Below are 14,592 nucleotides of genomic sequence, written 5' to 3' on the forward strand. Positions count from 1 at the left end.
ACCTCTGGGCTGAAAACAGGTTGCGGGCTGATAACGCGCGGCACCCCCTAGAGTCGAGGGGGCGGGCAAAAGAAAAGCGGACCCGCAAGGGGCCCGCTTTGCACGTTCAGTATGGCGCGCGGTCAGCTTGTCATGTCATAGGCGCGTTCACCATGCACCGACAGGTCGAGGCCATTGGTTTCTGTCTCGGCATCCACCCGCAGCGGCGTGATCAGCGCGACCAGTTTGATCAGCACAAAGGTCACGACGGAGGTGAAGACACCCACGATGACCAGGCCACCCAACTGTGCGGTCCAGGCCCCTAGGCCAAAGACGGCGATCATGATGGTGCCAAAGATGCCCCCAACGCCATGCACGGCGAACACATCCAGCGTATCGTCGATTTTCAGAATGTTGCGGATGACATTCACCGCTTCCTGGCACAGCACACCAGCGACGGCACCGATGATCAGCGCCTGAACCGGATCCACATAGCCCGAGGCAGGTGTGATGGAGGCCAAGCCAGCGATCGTACCGGTCACCAGACCGACCATCGACGCCTTGCCATATTTGATCCGCTCGTACAGTGCCCAAGTCAGAGAGGCGGTCGCGGCCGAGATATGCGTCACGGTCATCGCCATCGCAGCGCCGCCGTCAGCGGCCAGTTGCGAACCGCCATTGAAGCCGAACCAGCCAACCCACAGCATCGCGGCACCGATCATGACAAAACCCGGATTGTGTGGGGGCGTCGTGCGGTTGCGGCGCGGGCCCAGCACCACGGCGATGATCAGCGCGGCCAGACCGGCGGTTTCATGCACAACGATGCCGCCTGCGAAATCGCGCACGCCGACTTCGCCCAAAATGCCGCCATCGGTCAGCATGCCGCCGCCCCAGATCCAATGCACCACCGGCGCATAGCACAGCAACATCCACAGGCCCGAGAAGGTCAGCACAAAGCCAAAGCCCACGCGTTCCACATATGCGCCTACGATCAGCGCGGGCGTGATGATGGCAAAGGTCATCTGGAACGCGAAAAAGAGAACCTCAGGCAGGTTGCCTGACAGGCTGTCTGCATCGACCCCATTCAGAAACGCCTTGCCCAGACCGCCCCACAGCCCAGATCCACCGTCGCCGAACGCGATGGAATAGCCTGCGACTAGCCACAGGATGCTCATCAGGCAGGCGATGCTGAAACAGTGCATGAAAACGCTCAGCACGTTGCGGGCGCGCACGAGGCCACCATAGAACAGGGCCAGGCCCGGAAGTGTCATAAACAGGACCAGGGCGGTTGCCACTATGATCCAGGCGGTATCGGCTCCATTCATCAGCCGCTCTCCTCTTCAGCTTGCGTGGCGGGGCTTGAAGCGGAGCACGGGTGGGGAAAAAAGAGGCAATCGTTAAAAAAGACGCCTATTTATGGGGCTTTTGTCTAATTGATGATTAAATGTGCGTCATGTTTGCGTGTTTGCAAAAAAATTAGGCGATATTAGAAAGCGCATCTGACAACAAATTCAGCGCGTGATTGCGCGCGGCCAGCCGGACGGCGCCTCGGCCAAGTGCTCCAAATTCGATGGTTTGTGTTTGGGTCAACTGCCCTGTAGCGGCGATTCCGAAGCAGACGCGCCCCTCGGGTTTGAACTCGGACCCACCGGGGCCCGCGATGCCGGTGATCGATACGGCCAGTTGCGCGTTGGAATGGTGCAGGGCGCCCTCGGCCATCTCGCGGGCAACCTGCTCCGAGACCGCGCCGTGCGCGTCCAGGGTCGCCGCCTGTACGCCCAACATCTGCTGTTTTGCGGCGTTGGTGTAGGTCACGAAACCTCGGTCCACCACGGCCGAACTGCCGGGGATGTCGGTCAGTGCCGCAGCGACCATACCCCCGGTGCAACTTTCTGCGGTGGCGATCATCACTCCTTGCGCCTTGGCGCGGTCCAGTAGCGCGGCGACGGTCATAGCCCCAAAACCCCATGCGCGATCCCGGCCAGGATCAAGACGCCGATGGCGGCAAAGACCCCGGCGATCACATCATCCAGCATCACGCCCATCGCATCCCCCTTGCGGTCGGCCCAGCCAACCGGGCCGGGTTTGGTGATGTCGAACAGACGGAACAACAGGAACCCTGCAACCCAGCCGGGCCACAGCGCCGTGATCTCGATCCCATGCGCCCATGACGGGTATGAGATCGCCCACAGCGCGATGAACTGGCCTGCGACCTCATCTATGACGATCTCGGACGGGTCGTGATCCTCTTGCCCTGCGGTCATCACGCGGGTGGCCCAGAGCCCGCCGAAGAACACCGCGAACGTGGCGATCACCAGCAGGGGAAAACCACCCAGTGTATGCAAGACCCACGCCAAGGGCAGGGCGGCGAGCGATCCCCATGTGCCGGGCGCAGGGCGCAGATAGCCCACACCGCAGACGGTGCCGATCAGCCGCGCGGCGGTCATGATTTCACCAGACAGGCTGTGGCAAGCGAGGCAATGCCTTCGCTGCGGCCCGTGAAGCCCAGCCGTTCGGACGTTGTCGCCTTGACCGAGACCTGATCGGTCCGCAGCCCCATAATCCGGGCCATCTCGATCCGCATCGCCTCGGCATGCGGGCCGATCTTGGGGTATTCGCAGACCAGCGTGCAATCGATATTCGAGATCGCGTATCCCATCGTCGCGGTCAGCTCGACCGCGTGGCGTAGGAAAATCTCGCTGGCGGCCCCTTTCCATTGCGGGTCCGAGGGCGGGAAGTGCTGGCCGATATCGCCCTGCGCCAGCGCGCCATAGATCGCATCCGTCACAGCGTGCATCCCAACATCGGCGTCCGAATGCCCTTGAAGACCACGATCATGCGGCACCTGCACGCCGCACAGGATTACATGATCCCCGTCGCCAAACCGATGCACGTCATACCCGTTGCCCAGCCTTACATCCATATTCGTTCCCAATATGCGTTCCGCCCGGGCAAAATCCTCGGGCCTTGTGATTTTGATGTTATCCGCATCGCCCGGCACGATGGCCACGTTCAGTCCTGCGGCGCGGGCAACCTCGACATCGTCCGCCGCGCCGCCCGCATGAGCGGCATGGGCCGCGACGATGGTGTTATAGTGAAAGCCCTGTGGTGTCTGTGCGGCGAAAAGGCCGGTGCGATCCTGCGTGCCAGTCACCGCTTGTCCGTCTCCGGTCCAAAGCGCATCCGTGACTGCCAAGCCGGGGGCGGCAGCGGGGCTGGCTTCGAGCGCCTGCAACACGTTGTGAATAGTCTGAGCACTGACACAGGGACGGGCGACATCATGGATCAGAACGCGGGTCACATCCAGATCGCTCAGGGCGGCCAGCCCATTGCGCACCGAACCCGGACGATCTGCGCCACCTGCGGTCAGGATCAGATCTGAAGCGGCAAATTCTTCCCAAGCGGTGCTGTCCTCGGGGGACAGGACCAGCACGATGTGATCGACTTGCCCGTGAAACTGCTCAATCGTCCAGTCCGCGACGCGGCGTCCGCCTAGCGGTCGCCATTGTTTCGGGATACCCCCTCCGGCGCGCAGGCCACGTCCTGCGGCAACGATTATGGCTGCGGTGATCATGGGCGGTGTCTCCGGTAAATTCGGGGCAATGTTTAGGGTGCGGTGAATGCAGAGGCAATCACCCGCGTTATCCCGCCTAAAAATTAAGCAGGTGATGATTTTGCGGGCTTTTCAGCTGCCGTTTTGTTGTTCATATACGCTCAATTCGATATCTAAGTCGCAACTGCCCAAGGATTAAGCACGTTGAATCTTCAACTCGCAGACAAAGACCTGACTCCGCCGGTGCTGCTGGCCCCGATGGCCGGAATCACCGACCGCCCGTTTCGCGATCTGGTGATGCGCTTTGGCGCGGGTATGGTGGTCAGTGAAATGGTTGCAAGCCAGGAAATGGTGCAGGCCAAACCCGGCGTGCGCGAACGGGCCGAGCTGTCGGCCGACGTGGAAAACACCGCCGTTCAACTAGCCGGGCGTGAGGCGCATTGGATGGCCGAGGCCGCCCGGCAGGTCGCTGATCGGGGCGCGCGGGTGATCGACATCAACATGGGGTGTCCGGCCAAGAAGGTCACGAATGGCTATTCCGGCTCGGCGCTGCTGAAAACGCCGGATCATGCGCTGACATTGATCGAGGCGGTGGTCGCGGCGGTTGATGTGCCGGTCACGCTGAAAACGCGGTTGGGGTGGGACGACAAATTACTGAATGCGCCGGACGTCGCGCGGCGCGCGCAGGAGGCAGGGGTGCAGATGGTGACGATCCACGGGCGCACGCGCTGTCAGTTCTACAAGGGGCAGGCGGACTGGCAGGCGATCCGCGCGGTGAAAGAGGCGGTCGATATCCCTGTAGTCGCAAATGGGGATATCGTGGATACGGAAACAGCGGGAACCGCGTTGGATCAGTCAGGCGCGGATGGCGTCATGATCGGGCGGGGTGCTCAAGGTCAGCCTTGGGTTCTGGCTCAGGTCTGCCACGATCTTTATGGCGCGCCTGCGCCGGTGGTGCCTCAGGGCGAGGACCTGATCGAGATGGTCCGCGCGCATTATCAGGCGATGCTGGGCTTTTACGGTAGCGATCTGGGTCTGCGCGTCGCGCGCAAACACCTGGGTTGGTATATGGATCAGGCTGGTACGCCAGCAGCCTTGCGCCGCGCCGTTCTGACCTCTCGCGATACGGATGAGGTGATCCGCCTGCTGGGTGACGCCTTAAGCACTGAGGCGGAGGCTGTCGCATGAATTCAGACCAGAGTATTTGGACTTCGCTTCCGGTACCGGCATTCATAATTGATGGCGATGATCGGATATCCGACGTTAATTCAGCCGGCGAAGGATTCCTGAATGCCTCGCGTAAATCGGTGATCGGGCACCCGGTTTGGGATCAGATTGCGGTCGACGCGCCACTGGAAGAGGCGTTCGAGCGCGCGCGGGCGCAGGGAACACCCTTGTTCGTGAATGATGTAGATGCGGGCTCGGGCAATCGTGCGCCGCTGCAATGCGCGCTGCAGATTGCCCCTTTGGTTGGCCATCCGGGTTCAATGATCATGATCATCTCGCCGCGAGAACTGGCAGGGCGGATGACGCGGGGCAATACTGTTAAATCGGCGGCGCAGTCGGCGATCGGCATGGCCGAGATGCTGGCGCATGAGATCAAGAATCCACTGGCCGGCATCACTGGCGCGGCGCAACTGCTGAGTATGAATATCTCACAGCAAGACCTTGAACTTACAGACCTTATCGTCGCTGAGAGTCGTCGTATCGTAAAGCTGTTGGAACAGGTCGAGCAATTCGGAAACCTGTCGGAGCCTGATTTCAAGCCAGTGAATATTCATGATGTTCTGGACCGCGCACGCCGGTCGGCCTTGCTGGGATTCGGCGCGCATATGAAAATCATCGAGGAATACGACCCTTCGTTGCCGCTGGCCTATGGAGACCCGGATCAATTCCTGCAGGTTATTCTGAACTTGTTGAAAAACGCGTCGGAAGCTGCTGATCCCAAAGGTGGAATAATTCGCATCAAGACGTATTTCGAACACTCCTTCCGACTTCGGCGCAGTGATGGTTCGGGTCATTCCCTGCCATTGCAGATCGAGATTATCGACGACGGGCCGGGCCTGCCCGAGAAAATCCGCAGCGATATCTTCGACCCGTTCGTGTCGGGCAAGGAAAACGGCACCGGCCTGGGGCTGGCGCTGGTGAGCAAGATCATCTCGGACCATGACGGCTGGATTTCCGCCGACTCGGTGCCGGGCCGTACGGTGTTCCGCATTTCGCTGAGGCGGGCGCCGAAGGATGCAACGTAAGACAAAGCCGGAAAGAGCTTAAGGAGAGCACCAAATGGATGGAACAGTTCTGGTCGCAGATGACGACCGCACGATCCGCACCGTTTTGACACAGGCCCTGACGCGGGCAGGATGCAAGGTGCATGCGACCTCTTCGCTGACCACGCTGATGCGCTGGGTTGGTGAGGGCAAGGGGGATGTGGTGATCTCGGATGTTGTCATGCCGGACGGAAACGGTCTGGAAATGCTTCCAAAAATCGCTCAGGACCGCCCAGGTTTACCGGTCATTGTGATTTCGGCCCAAAACACGATCATGACGGCAATTCAGGCGGCCGAGGCGGATGCATATGATTATCTGCCCAAGCCCTTCGACCTGCCGGATTTGATGAAGCGTACTGCGCGCGCACTCGAGCAGAAACAGCGCGTTCAGACCGAGGTTGCTGAACCAGTCGACGAGCGTCCGGAAGAATTGCCTTTGGTCGGACGGACACCGGTAATGCAAGCGCTTTATCGGCTGGTTGCACGGGTGATGAACACCGATCTTTCGGTCATGATATCTGGTGAAAGTGGAACGGGTAAATCGCTGATAGCAAGGGCAATTCACGATTTCTCGGATCGTCGGACGCTGCCATTTGTAACTGCAACTGCGGCTGATCTGCGGGATCTGGAAGGCCCCGCGCGGGTGATGGCTCGTGTGCGTGGCGGAACGTTGCTGATTGATGAAATTGCCGATATCGAGGACGAACTGCAGGCCCGTATCGTGCGCATGATGGACACGCCCGGCGATCACGTACCGCGCTTTATGGCAACCAGCCAGTCCGACCTGACCGAGGCGATGGAGAGTGGGCGTGTGCGTCAGGATCTCTACTACCGTTTGTGCGGAGCGACCATCCATGTGCCAGCATTGCGGGAACGGGTTGATGACATCACCTTGCTGGCTGATCACTTTCTGGCACGCGAAGAACGTGAACACGGCACCAAGCGCTGGCTTAGTGCTGACGCGGTGGAACTGGTTCGACGCTATTCCTGGCCGGGTAACGTGCGGCAGCTTGAAAACGCAATCCGCCGCCTGAGCCTGACCAGCCGCGCCGATGAAATCTCGAAAGCCGAGGTTGAGATGGTGCTGGGCAGTCAGCCCGAGGCTGAACCTGTTCTGGGTGACGGCGAACGCGAAAAACTATCGGCGTCGGTTGCGCGTCATCTGAGGCGCTACTTTGATCTGCACGGTAATTTGCTGCCACCTCCGGGTCTCTACCAACGCATTCTGCGCGAGGTCGAAGCCCCGCTTATCGAACTGGCGCTGGATGCAACTGGCGGGAATCAGGCAAAATGTGCTGATCTTCTGGGGATTAACCGGAATACGCTGCGGAAAAAGATTACAGACCTCGATATTCAGGTGACACGCAGACGCAAACTGATGTAATATGGCCACACAAAGCGTGGCATCCGGGTTCTGACCCGGCAAGGATCACGAAATATGGCGGTTAGCTGCGAAAGCGGCGCATCAGGATGAGGGCAGACGGTGGCATCCCGAGCACAGAGCGGGCTGATCCTATCGATTAATCGGTGGCGAAAATCCCGAAAGCTGCGCAATTTTAGCACCTTGGGTCTGGTTCTGCTGGGCCCTGCTTTGGCGTTGGCGACGTATCTTGTGATCGGCCCCTTTGACCTTGGGGCTTCTGCGCCAACTCTGCGGCTGATCCTGCTTGCAGACTTGGTCTATGTACTGGTCGTTGCGGCGCTTGTGCTCAGTCAGGTTGGTACGTTGATTGCGGCACGGCGTGCGAAATCGGCCGGATCGCGTCTACACCTCAGACTGATCGGAGCATTTACGCTTTTGGCGTTGGTTCCAACCGTGACAGTTGCCATCTTCGCCGGATTGACGGTGAACATCGGGCTTGAGGGTTGGTTTTCAGACCGTGTTAGGCAGGTTGTGGGCTCATCTCTCACGGCCGCTGAAGCTTACGAGCAAGAGCACCGCGAGGGCTTGACGCAGGACGCCACAGTTCTTGCGCGGTTCTTGGACAATTCACGCGCAGTGGATTTCTATATCTCGGACGCCGAATTGCGGTCTGTGTTGGCACAGGGACAATCTCAGATTCAGCGTGGTCTGCGCGAGGCTTATGTCATCGACGGCAGTGGCGAGATCAAATCGCGCGGCGACAGGTCGTACCTGTTCAACTACGAAGCTCCGACGCCAGAGCAACTGGTCGAAGCCGCCGATACGGGCCTTTTGATCATTGCAGATTGGCAGAACAGCGAATTCAGGGCGTTGGTTCCTCTGCGCGCCTTTCTGGATCGATACCTTTATGTAAGTCGCGAAGTCGACGGGCAGTTGCTGACCTTGCTGGACGACACCAAGGAAACGGCACAGTTCTATCAACAGCTTGAAAGCGACCGGGGCCGGGTTCTGTTCGAGTTCGGTCTTTTATATCTTGGCTTTGCGGTCATTTTGATCCTTGCTGCGATGTCTTTGGGAATGTGGTTTGCCGAGCGCCTCTCGCGCCCGGTGGGGCGGTTGACAACGGCGGCCCAAAGGGTTGGTGCGGGTGATCTGAGCGTTCAGGTGATTGAAGAGGCCAGCGATGATGAGATCGCGATGCTGGGCCGTTACTTCAACCAGATGACACGGCAGTTGAAAGGGCAGCGCGATACCCTTCTTGAGAATACGCGGCAAATCGAACGCCGCCGGCGATTGTTTGACTCGGTTCTCAGCTCGGTTACCTCCGGGGTTGTCGGCGTAGATCCGGACGGTTGCGTAACATTCGTGAACCGCTCGGCTGAACGGTTGCTGGATTGGTCGCGTGGCGAAGAACACTTGGCCATCGGCATTGCCGTTCCTGAATTCCTTCCCCTGTTCGAAACGCTGAAGGACAGCGGTCAGGAAGCGGTTCAAGGTGAGGTCAAGGTGACCCGTAAAGGGCGCTTGGAAAACCTGTTGGTACGTATGGCCACCCGCCGCGGCGAGGACGGTGGACTTGAAGGATACGTGGTTGCATTTGACGACGTAACCGATCTGGTCAGTGCGCAGAGGTTGGCAGCCTGGGGGGACGTGGCGCGCCGGATCGCGCATGAGATCAAGAACCCTTTGACCCCGATCCAACTGAGCGCGGAACGGATCAAACGCAAATTCTCGACCAAGCTGGATGAAGAGGATTGCGACAAGTTGGTGTCGATGACGGATGTCATCGTGCGTCAGACTAATGATTTGCGCCGGATCGTCGACGAGTTCTCAAAATTCGCCCGGATGCCCGAACCCGAGCGGCGCGAGGAAAACATTGTCGAGCTGGTGCAAGAAGCGGTCTTGTTGCAGCAATCGGGACAACCGGATGTCGAGATTCTGGCCTCTTTGCCAGACCAGCCCATCCAACTGGATGTGGACGCGACGATGTTGAATCAGGCTTTGACGAACCTGATCAAAAACGCGGGTGAAGCTATCGAAACGCTGAAAAGAAAGGGTGCCCCCGACAATCTGAAGCCACAGATAAAAGTGGACGTGACGCCCGATGACGCAGGTACGGTGATAACGATAGCAGATAACGGAATAGGTTTACCGGAAGACAGGGCGCGATTGTTCGAGCCCTATGTGACCACACGAGACGAGGGGACGGGCCTAGGCCTGCCCATCGTTAAGAAAATAATCGAAGAACATGGCGGTGCACTGACTTTGGAAGATGCACCGGTATTTGACGGACAGGACCATTTTGGCGCGATGGCCGTGATCCGGTTGCCCGGGGGCAATTTCCCCCAATCCTCGGCGCCACAAAAGCAGGCAATTAAAACAAACAAACTGAAAGCAGGCCAAAGATGAGTGACATTCTAATCGTAGATGACGAACGCGATATTCGCGAGCTGGTGTCCGACATTCTGGAGGACGAAGGCTATTCAACCCGGCTGGCTGGCAACTCGGACGAGTGCATGGCCTCGATCAATTCCGAGCCGCCGGGTCTGCTGATTCTGGATATTTGGCTGAAGGACAGCCGTATGGACGGGATCGACATTCTTAAGGCGGTCAAACGCGACAATCCGGATGTGCCCGTGGTGATCATTTCGGGTCACGGGAACATCGAGATCGCCGTCGCGGCGATCAAGCAGGGGGCTTATGATTTTATCGAAAAGCCCTTTAACATTGATCAGTTGATGGTTGTTATCCGTCGCGCGATGGAAACCTCGCGCTTGCGCCGCGAGAACGCCTCGCTCAAGCGCAAGGAGGTCACGAATTCCGACATGATCGGCAAGTCCGCCTCGTTCCGCGCGATGCAGGGACAGTTGGACAAGGTGACCAAGTCGAACGGTCGCGTCATGCTCAGCGGCCCTGCCGGATCCGGCAAAGAGATCGCAGCGCGGTACATTCACGCCCATTCGAACCGGGCAAACGCACCATTTGTGACGGTCAATTGCGCCGGTATCGAACCAGAGCGTGTGGAAGAGGTTCTGTTTGGTCGAGAATCATCAGAGCGCGGCGTCGAATCCGGATTGCTGGAAGAGGCTCATGGGGGTGTTGTCTACTTTGACGAGGTTGCCGATATGCCGTTGGGGACTCAGTCCAAGATCCTGCGGGTGCTTGTCGATCAGCAATTCCAGCGTGTTGGCGGGTCAGACAAGGTGCGCGTGGATCTGCGTGTCATTTCATCGACCAACAAGAACCTCGACGAAGAAATCGCGGCAGAACGGTTCCGCGAAGAGCTGTATCACCGCCTGAATGTTGTTCCGATTGACGTGCCCTCGTTGGAGGATCGGCGCGAGGACATTCCGGTTCTGGCGCAACACTTCATAGAAATGTGCAATGAGTCTCAGGGTCTGCCGGTGCGCGAGATTTCGGATGAAGCCGTGGCTTTGCTGCAAACCATGACCTGGCCGGGCAACGTGCGTCAGCTGAAGAACTTGATCGAGCGTGTGCTGATCCTTGGAGATGGGACCGGCCCGATTGAGGCCAGAGAACTGCCGACCGAGGATGAAAAATCCGACGACTCCGGTCGTGTGGTTTTGTCGGGTACACTGGCGACTCTGCCGCTGCGCGAGGCGCGCGAGGCGTTCGAGCGTGAATATCTGCTGACGCAGATCAACCGGTTTGGCGGCAATATTAGTCGCACCGCCAGCTTTGTCGGGATGGAACGCAGCGCGCTGCATCGCAAGTTGAAGTCGTTAGGCGTTGTGACATCGAACAAGTCGGGTGCGCGGGTTGCGCAGATTGACGAACCTGAGCCGGCGGAATAATCCGCCGGGTCTTTAACCCGTCTGGCCAGGTGTGATGATCTGGAAAGAGCCATCGTCAAATTTGACGAAACAGGACTCGGTGCTCAGGGGTGGTAGTTCGATTGTACGAACGGCGGGCACGCGGCTTTTAACGCTTTGCTTACAAGGCGGCAGGCTGATCGGGCGATAACCTTTGGCAGCCATGCACTGTGCTTCGACCGTGTTGCGCAGGCCTTGGTTGACATCGACTGTGTAGATCTGACCAGGTTGCCACCAACCGCCTGTGCGGTGGCATCGACCACGGCTGTCGCAATATGTTCGTCCGGGCCAATAAGTCGGCGGTCCCTGACGAACCTGATTGGCGACTGGCGCATCATTCAGGGCCTGCACCTGACATTGCGTCGTCTCGGTCTGCACGCGCGATACACTTTCGCCCTCGCGATAGTACATCGACAATGGTCCGCATGCGGTCAGGACTGTCAAAGGAAGGAGTAAACGAATTACTGTTTTCATGGGCTTAGAATGCCCTGACCTCAGGGATTTTACAATTCAATTGACCACTTCGGGACCATCTGTCATTCAAAACGTTCAGGCAGAAGGGCCCACGATATGAAGGTCATCATTTGCGGCGCTGGCCAAGTAGGCTGGCAGATTGCACGGCATCTGTCGGGCGAATTGAACGACGTGACGGTAGTGGACAATAACCCTGATCTTGTCCGCAGGGCTACTGAAACGTTGGACGTTCAGGGCATTGCCGGCTTTGCCAGCTACCCGGATGTCTTGGAGCGGGCAGGTGCGCGCGATGCCGAGATGATCATTGCGGCAACGCATTCGGACGAGGTGAACATGGTCACCTGTCAGATGGCGCATTCCGTTTTTTCAATTCAGCGCAAGATCGCGCGTTTGCGGTCAAAATCCTACCTGCAAGCTATTCACTCAGATCTCTACCGTCGGGATCACCTGCCTATAGACGTCGTAATCAGTCCCGAGCGCGAGGTGGCCGCTGCCGCCATGCGCCGCCTTTCGGCGCCTTCGGCATTCGATACCGAGATGTTCATGGATGAGAAGGCACAGCTTTTGGGCATCCGTATCGATGAGGATTGCCCGATCGTGAACACGCCCCTGAGGCAGCTGACGGATCTGTTTTCGACCCTCAGTTCCATCGTTGTCGGGGTGCGGCGCGAGGGTACGTTGTTTGCGCCGGAATCCGAAGATCAGCTGTTCGTTGGTGACGAATGCTATGTCTTTGCCAATGTCAAAGACGTGGACCGCACGATGGAGGTTTTCGGCAAAGCGCAAAGGAAACAGGATCGCGTGGTGATCGTTGGAGGCGGCAATGTCGGGCTGGAAGTCGCGCGCACATTGGAAGAACGCGAAAGTCGTGTCCGCGCCAAGATTATCGAGCGGGACCGCAGTTGTGCAGAACAAGCCGCCGAAGCATTGGAACGGACAATTGTTCTGAACGGCGATGGTCTGGACGCTGCACTGCTGCGTGAGGCCGGGATCGAACGGGCGGACGCCATGCTGGCCGTGACGGATGACGACCGCGCCAACATGTTGGCTGCCGTGCGAGCCAAAGCTGAAGGATGCGCATTGGCGATTGCTTTGATCAACGACCCCAGCATGGTCGCGCTGATGGGGCCGCTTGGCATTGATGCATATATCAACCCGCGCGCGACAACGGTCAGTTCGATCCTGCGCCATATCCGGCACGGACGGGTGCGGCAGGTCTATTCGATTGGGGACGCCGAGGCCGAGGTGATCGAGGCCGAAGTCCTCTCGACCTCTCCAATGGCCGGGCAAAGGCTGCGCGACATTGACTTCCCCGAAGGTGTTCTGGTGGGTGCGGTCCGCAAGGGCGATGAGTTGGTGCGTCCCTCGGGCAGTCTGCGGATCGAGGAAAAAGACGTGGTCGCGATCTTTGCGATGGCCAAGGATGTGCCAGAGGTCGAGCGCTTGATGCAGGTTTCGATTGATTTCTTCTGATGGCGCGGGTTGTTGCACATCAGATCGGACTGGTGCGGCGCTTGCCGTTGTTCTTGCTGATCTGGGGCATCGCCGCAGTGTCGATGTGGATACCTGCGGCTTATGCGCTGGCTTTGAATGATCACGATACCTCGCGGTCGTTCTTCTACTCTGGATTACTGGGTTTGTTCGTGGTGGCCACGATTGCGTTGGCCTCATCCAATCGTATTCCTCGCCGGGGAACTCTTGGGCAATTGGCCGTGCTTCTTGGCTGTTTTACCGTTCTACCGTTGTTTTTGGCGATTCCTTTGCATGATGCGCTTGGAAACACCACTTTTCTGAACGCTTATTTCGACATGGTCAGCGCCTTGACTACCACGGGCGCGGATATCTTCCCTGACCCTGAACGGTTGAGCGCCCCTCTGCATCTGTGGCGGGCCCAAGTAGGCTGGATGGGCGGGTTGCTGATGTGGATTTCGGCGGCGGCCATTCTTGCGCCGTTGTCGCTGGGCGGGTTCGAGGTAACGGCACGTGGTCAGCCGGGACGTCCTGTGACAGGAGTGGCGCAAAGTGAACGTGTTGATCCGCGTGGCCGTCTCATCCGCGTGACCCGGACTCTGACCCCGGTTTATGCCGGGTTAACGCTGGTGATCTGCTTGTTGCTGCTGATAACCGGCGAAACCGGCCTGACCGCGATCTGTCATGCGATGTCCACGATGGCGACGTCGGGTATCTCTCCGGTCGGGGGATTGGAAGGAGCGCAGGCTGGGATCACTGGTGAGGCGATCATCTTTCTGTTCCTTTTCTTCGCGTTGTCGCGTCTGACGTTTTCCACCGATACGGCAACAACCGGGTATTCGCGGTTGGACAAAGACCCCGAGTTCCGGATCGGCCTTATGATCGTTGTCGCTGTCGCCGCACTGTTGTTCACCCGCGTTTGGGCCGGAGTGAATGAAATCGGCAACCAACTGACGCCGGTTCAAGCGCTCAGTGTAATCTGGGGTATGGTTTTCACAGTATTGTCCTTTTTGACCACCGCTGGGTTCGAAAGTGCAAACTGGAACGATGCGCAACAGTTGTCGGGGTTGGGGACTCCGGGCCTTGTTCTGTTGGGAATCGCGTTGATTGGTGGTGGTGTCGCGACCACAGCCGGAGGGGTCAAACTGCTGCGTGTGTTTGCTCTTTACCTGAACGGTGCGCGCGAGATCGACAGGCTGATCTACCCGTCTTCTGTTAGCGGGGTCGGGGGCGGAAATAAGCGCATCCAAAGCGACGGCGCCTTTATTGCGTGGATCTTTCTGATGATGTTCGCGTTGACGGCTGCATTGTTCAACATGTTGTTGGCAGCAATGGGCGCGGGGTTCGAACAGGCGATGGTTTTGACAGTTGCCGCCCTCAGCACCACGGGCCCTCTGATCGAATTGGCGACTGACGTGCCCATCAGACTGGTCGATCTATCGGGGGGCGCAAAGCTGACAATGTGCGCGGCCATGGTGATTGGACGGCTTGAGACGCTGGCAATTATCGCCTTGATCACACCGTCCTTGTGGCGGGACTGAGAATCAACACTCGTGTTAATGATTGATTTTTCATCTGGAAACTCGGTTAACGACACTCCATACTCTGCCAGAGGGAGCGCGTTGGTCCGCAGCGCGTAGCAAGAACAAT

The 14,592-nt window shown here is 58.5% G+C and carries 12 protein-coding genes; 7 read left to right on the plus strand and 5 right to left on the minus strand.

The window, feature by feature from the left end; genetic code table 11:
* Positions 1–122: 122 nt before the first annotated feature.
* From GOW48_RS08170 to GOW48_RS08185, 4 genes are all read right to left on the minus strand, one after another.
* Entirely contained in the window at positions 123–1,304 is a 1,182-nt protein-coding gene (locus GOW48_RS08170; protein ID WP_170752826.1) for an ammonium transporter, read from the minus strand.
* 151 nt (positions 1,305–1,455) lie between these two features.
* On the minus strand, positions 1,456–1,932 hold the full coding sequence (locus tag GOW48_RS08175) for a CinA family protein (protein WP_170752828.1): 477 nt from the start codon (positions 1,930–1,932) through the stop codon (positions 1,456–1,458).
* Complete coding sequence (locus tag GOW48_RS08180) at positions 1,929–2,426, minus strand: phosphatidylglycerophosphatase A family protein (protein ID WP_170354349.1); 498 nt, start codon at positions 2,424–2,426, stop codon at positions 1,929–1,931. Before GOW48_RS08180 ends, GOW48_RS08175 begins: the two co-directional genes overlap by 4 nt.
* A complete protein-coding gene (locus tag GOW48_RS08185) occupies positions 2,423–3,553 on the minus strand; it encodes a bifunctional 2-C-methyl-D-erythritol 4-phosphate cytidylyltransferase/2-C-methyl-D-erythritol 2,4-cyclodiphosphate synthase (RefSeq protein ID WP_170752830.1) in 1,131 nt (376 codons plus the stop codon). Before GOW48_RS08185 ends, GOW48_RS08180 begins: the two co-directional genes overlap by 4 nt.
* Positions 3,554–3,736: 183 nt before the next feature.
* Here GOW48_RS08185 and dusB point away from each other — a divergent pair, with 183 nt between their 5' ends.
* The 5 genes from dusB (at position 3,737) to ntrX (ending at position 10,980) form a co-directional block, all read left to right on the plus strand.
* Entirely contained in the window at positions 3,737–4,720 is a 984-nt protein-coding gene (gene dusB, locus GOW48_RS08190; RefSeq protein WP_170752832.1) for a tRNA dihydrouridine synthase DusB, read from the plus strand.
* Positions 4,717–5,784 (plus strand): two-component system sensor histidine kinase NtrB, encoded by a 1,068-nt coding sequence (locus GOW48_RS08195; RefSeq protein ID WP_170752835.1) that lies wholly within the window; start codon positions 4,717–4,719, stop codon positions 5,782–5,784. The genes dusB and GOW48_RS08195 overlap by 4 nt, the downstream gene beginning before the upstream one ends.
* A gap of 34 nt (positions 5,785–5,818) precedes the next feature.
* Positions 5,819–7,186: a response regulator gene (locus GOW48_RS08200; protein WP_170354345.1), complete on the plus strand. Its 1,368-nt coding sequence runs from the start codon at positions 5,819–5,821 to the stop codon at positions 7,184–7,186.
* Between the two features lie 99 nt (positions 7,187–7,285).
* On the plus strand, positions 7,286–9,574 hold the full coding sequence (locus tag GOW48_RS08205) for a sensor histidine kinase NtrY-like (protein WP_170354344.1): 2,289 nt from the start codon (positions 7,286–7,288) through the stop codon (positions 9,572–9,574).
* Positions 9,571–10,980 carry a nitrogen assimilation response regulator NtrX gene (gene ntrX, locus GOW48_RS08210; RefSeq protein ID WP_170752837.1) on the plus strand — a complete coding sequence of 470 codons (1,410 nt, stop codon included), beginning with the start codon at positions 9,571–9,573 and terminating at the stop codon, positions 10,978–10,980. Before GOW48_RS08205 ends, ntrX begins: the two co-directional genes overlap by 4 nt.
* Positions 10,981–10,992: 12 nt before the next feature.
* Here the strand turns inward: ntrX and GOW48_RS08215 are convergent, their stop codons facing one another.
* Positions 10,993–11,409 (minus strand): hypothetical protein, encoded by a 417-nt coding sequence (locus GOW48_RS08215; protein WP_234899346.1) that lies wholly within the window; start codon positions 11,407–11,409, stop codon positions 10,993–10,995.
* 159 nt (positions 11,410–11,568) lie between these two features.
* Between GOW48_RS08215 and trkA the strand changes: the two genes are divergently transcribed.
* Together trkA and GOW48_RS08225 are read left to right on the plus strand one after the other, a co-directional pair.
* Positions 11,569–12,945 carry a Trk system potassium transporter TrkA gene (gene trkA / locus GOW48_RS08220; RefSeq protein WP_170724253.1) on the plus strand — a complete coding sequence of 459 codons (1,377 nt, stop codon included), beginning with the start codon at positions 11,569–11,571 and terminating at the stop codon, positions 12,943–12,945.
* A complete protein-coding gene (locus tag GOW48_RS08225) occupies positions 12,945–14,483 on the plus strand; it encodes a TrkH family potassium uptake protein (RefSeq protein WP_170752841.1) in 1,539 nt (512 codons plus the stop codon). The genes trkA and GOW48_RS08225 overlap by 1 nt, the downstream gene beginning before the upstream one ends.
* Positions 14,484–14,592 lie beyond the last annotated feature (109 nt).

Source organism: Ruegeria lacuscaerulensis, assembly GCF_013033355.1.
GTDB classification, from domain to species: domain Bacteria; phylum Pseudomonadota; class Alphaproteobacteria; order Rhodobacterales; family Rhodobacteraceae; genus Ruegeria; species Ruegeria lacuscaerulensis_A.

Excerpts from the sequence above, each read along its gene's own strand:
- trkA (WP_170724253.1), top strand. The coding sequence starts at position 11,569 with ATGAAGGTCATCATTTGCGGCGCTGGCCAAGTAGGCTGGCAGATTGCA.
- GOW48_RS08175 (WP_170752828.1), bottom strand. The coding sequence starts at position 1,932 with ATGACCGTCGCCGCGCTACTGGACCGCGCCAAGGCGCAAGGAGTGATG.
- GOW48_RS08200 (WP_170354345.1), top strand. The coding sequence starts at position 5,819 with ATGGATGGAACAGTTCTGGTCGCAGATGACGACCGCACGATCCGCACC.
- GOW48_RS08225 (WP_170752841.1), top strand. The coding sequence starts at position 12,945 with ATGGCGCGGGTTGTTGCACATCAGATCGGACTGGTGCGGCGCTTGCCG.
- GOW48_RS08170 (WP_170752826.1), bottom strand. The coding sequence starts at position 1,304 with ATGAATGGAGCCGATACCGCCTGGATCATAGTGGCAACCGCCCTGGTC.
- GOW48_RS08185 (WP_170752830.1), bottom strand. The coding sequence starts at position 3,553 with ATGATCACCGCAGCCATAATCGTTGCCGCAGGACGTGGCCTGCGCGCC.
- GOW48_RS08195 (WP_170752835.1), top strand. The coding sequence starts at position 4,717 with ATGAATTCAGACCAGAGTATTTGGACTTCGCTTCCGGTACCGGCATTC.
- GOW48_RS08215 (WP_234899346.1), bottom strand. The coding sequence starts at position 11,409 with ATGTACTATCGCGAGGGCGAAAGTGTATCGCGCGTGCAGACCGAGACG.
- ntrX (WP_170752837.1), top strand. The coding sequence starts at position 9,571 with ATGAGTGACATTCTAATCGTAGATGACGAACGCGATATTCGCGAGCTG.
- GOW48_RS08180 (WP_170354349.1), bottom strand. The coding sequence starts at position 2,426 with ATGACCGCCGCGCGGCTGATCGGCACCGTCTGCGGTGTGGGCTATCTG.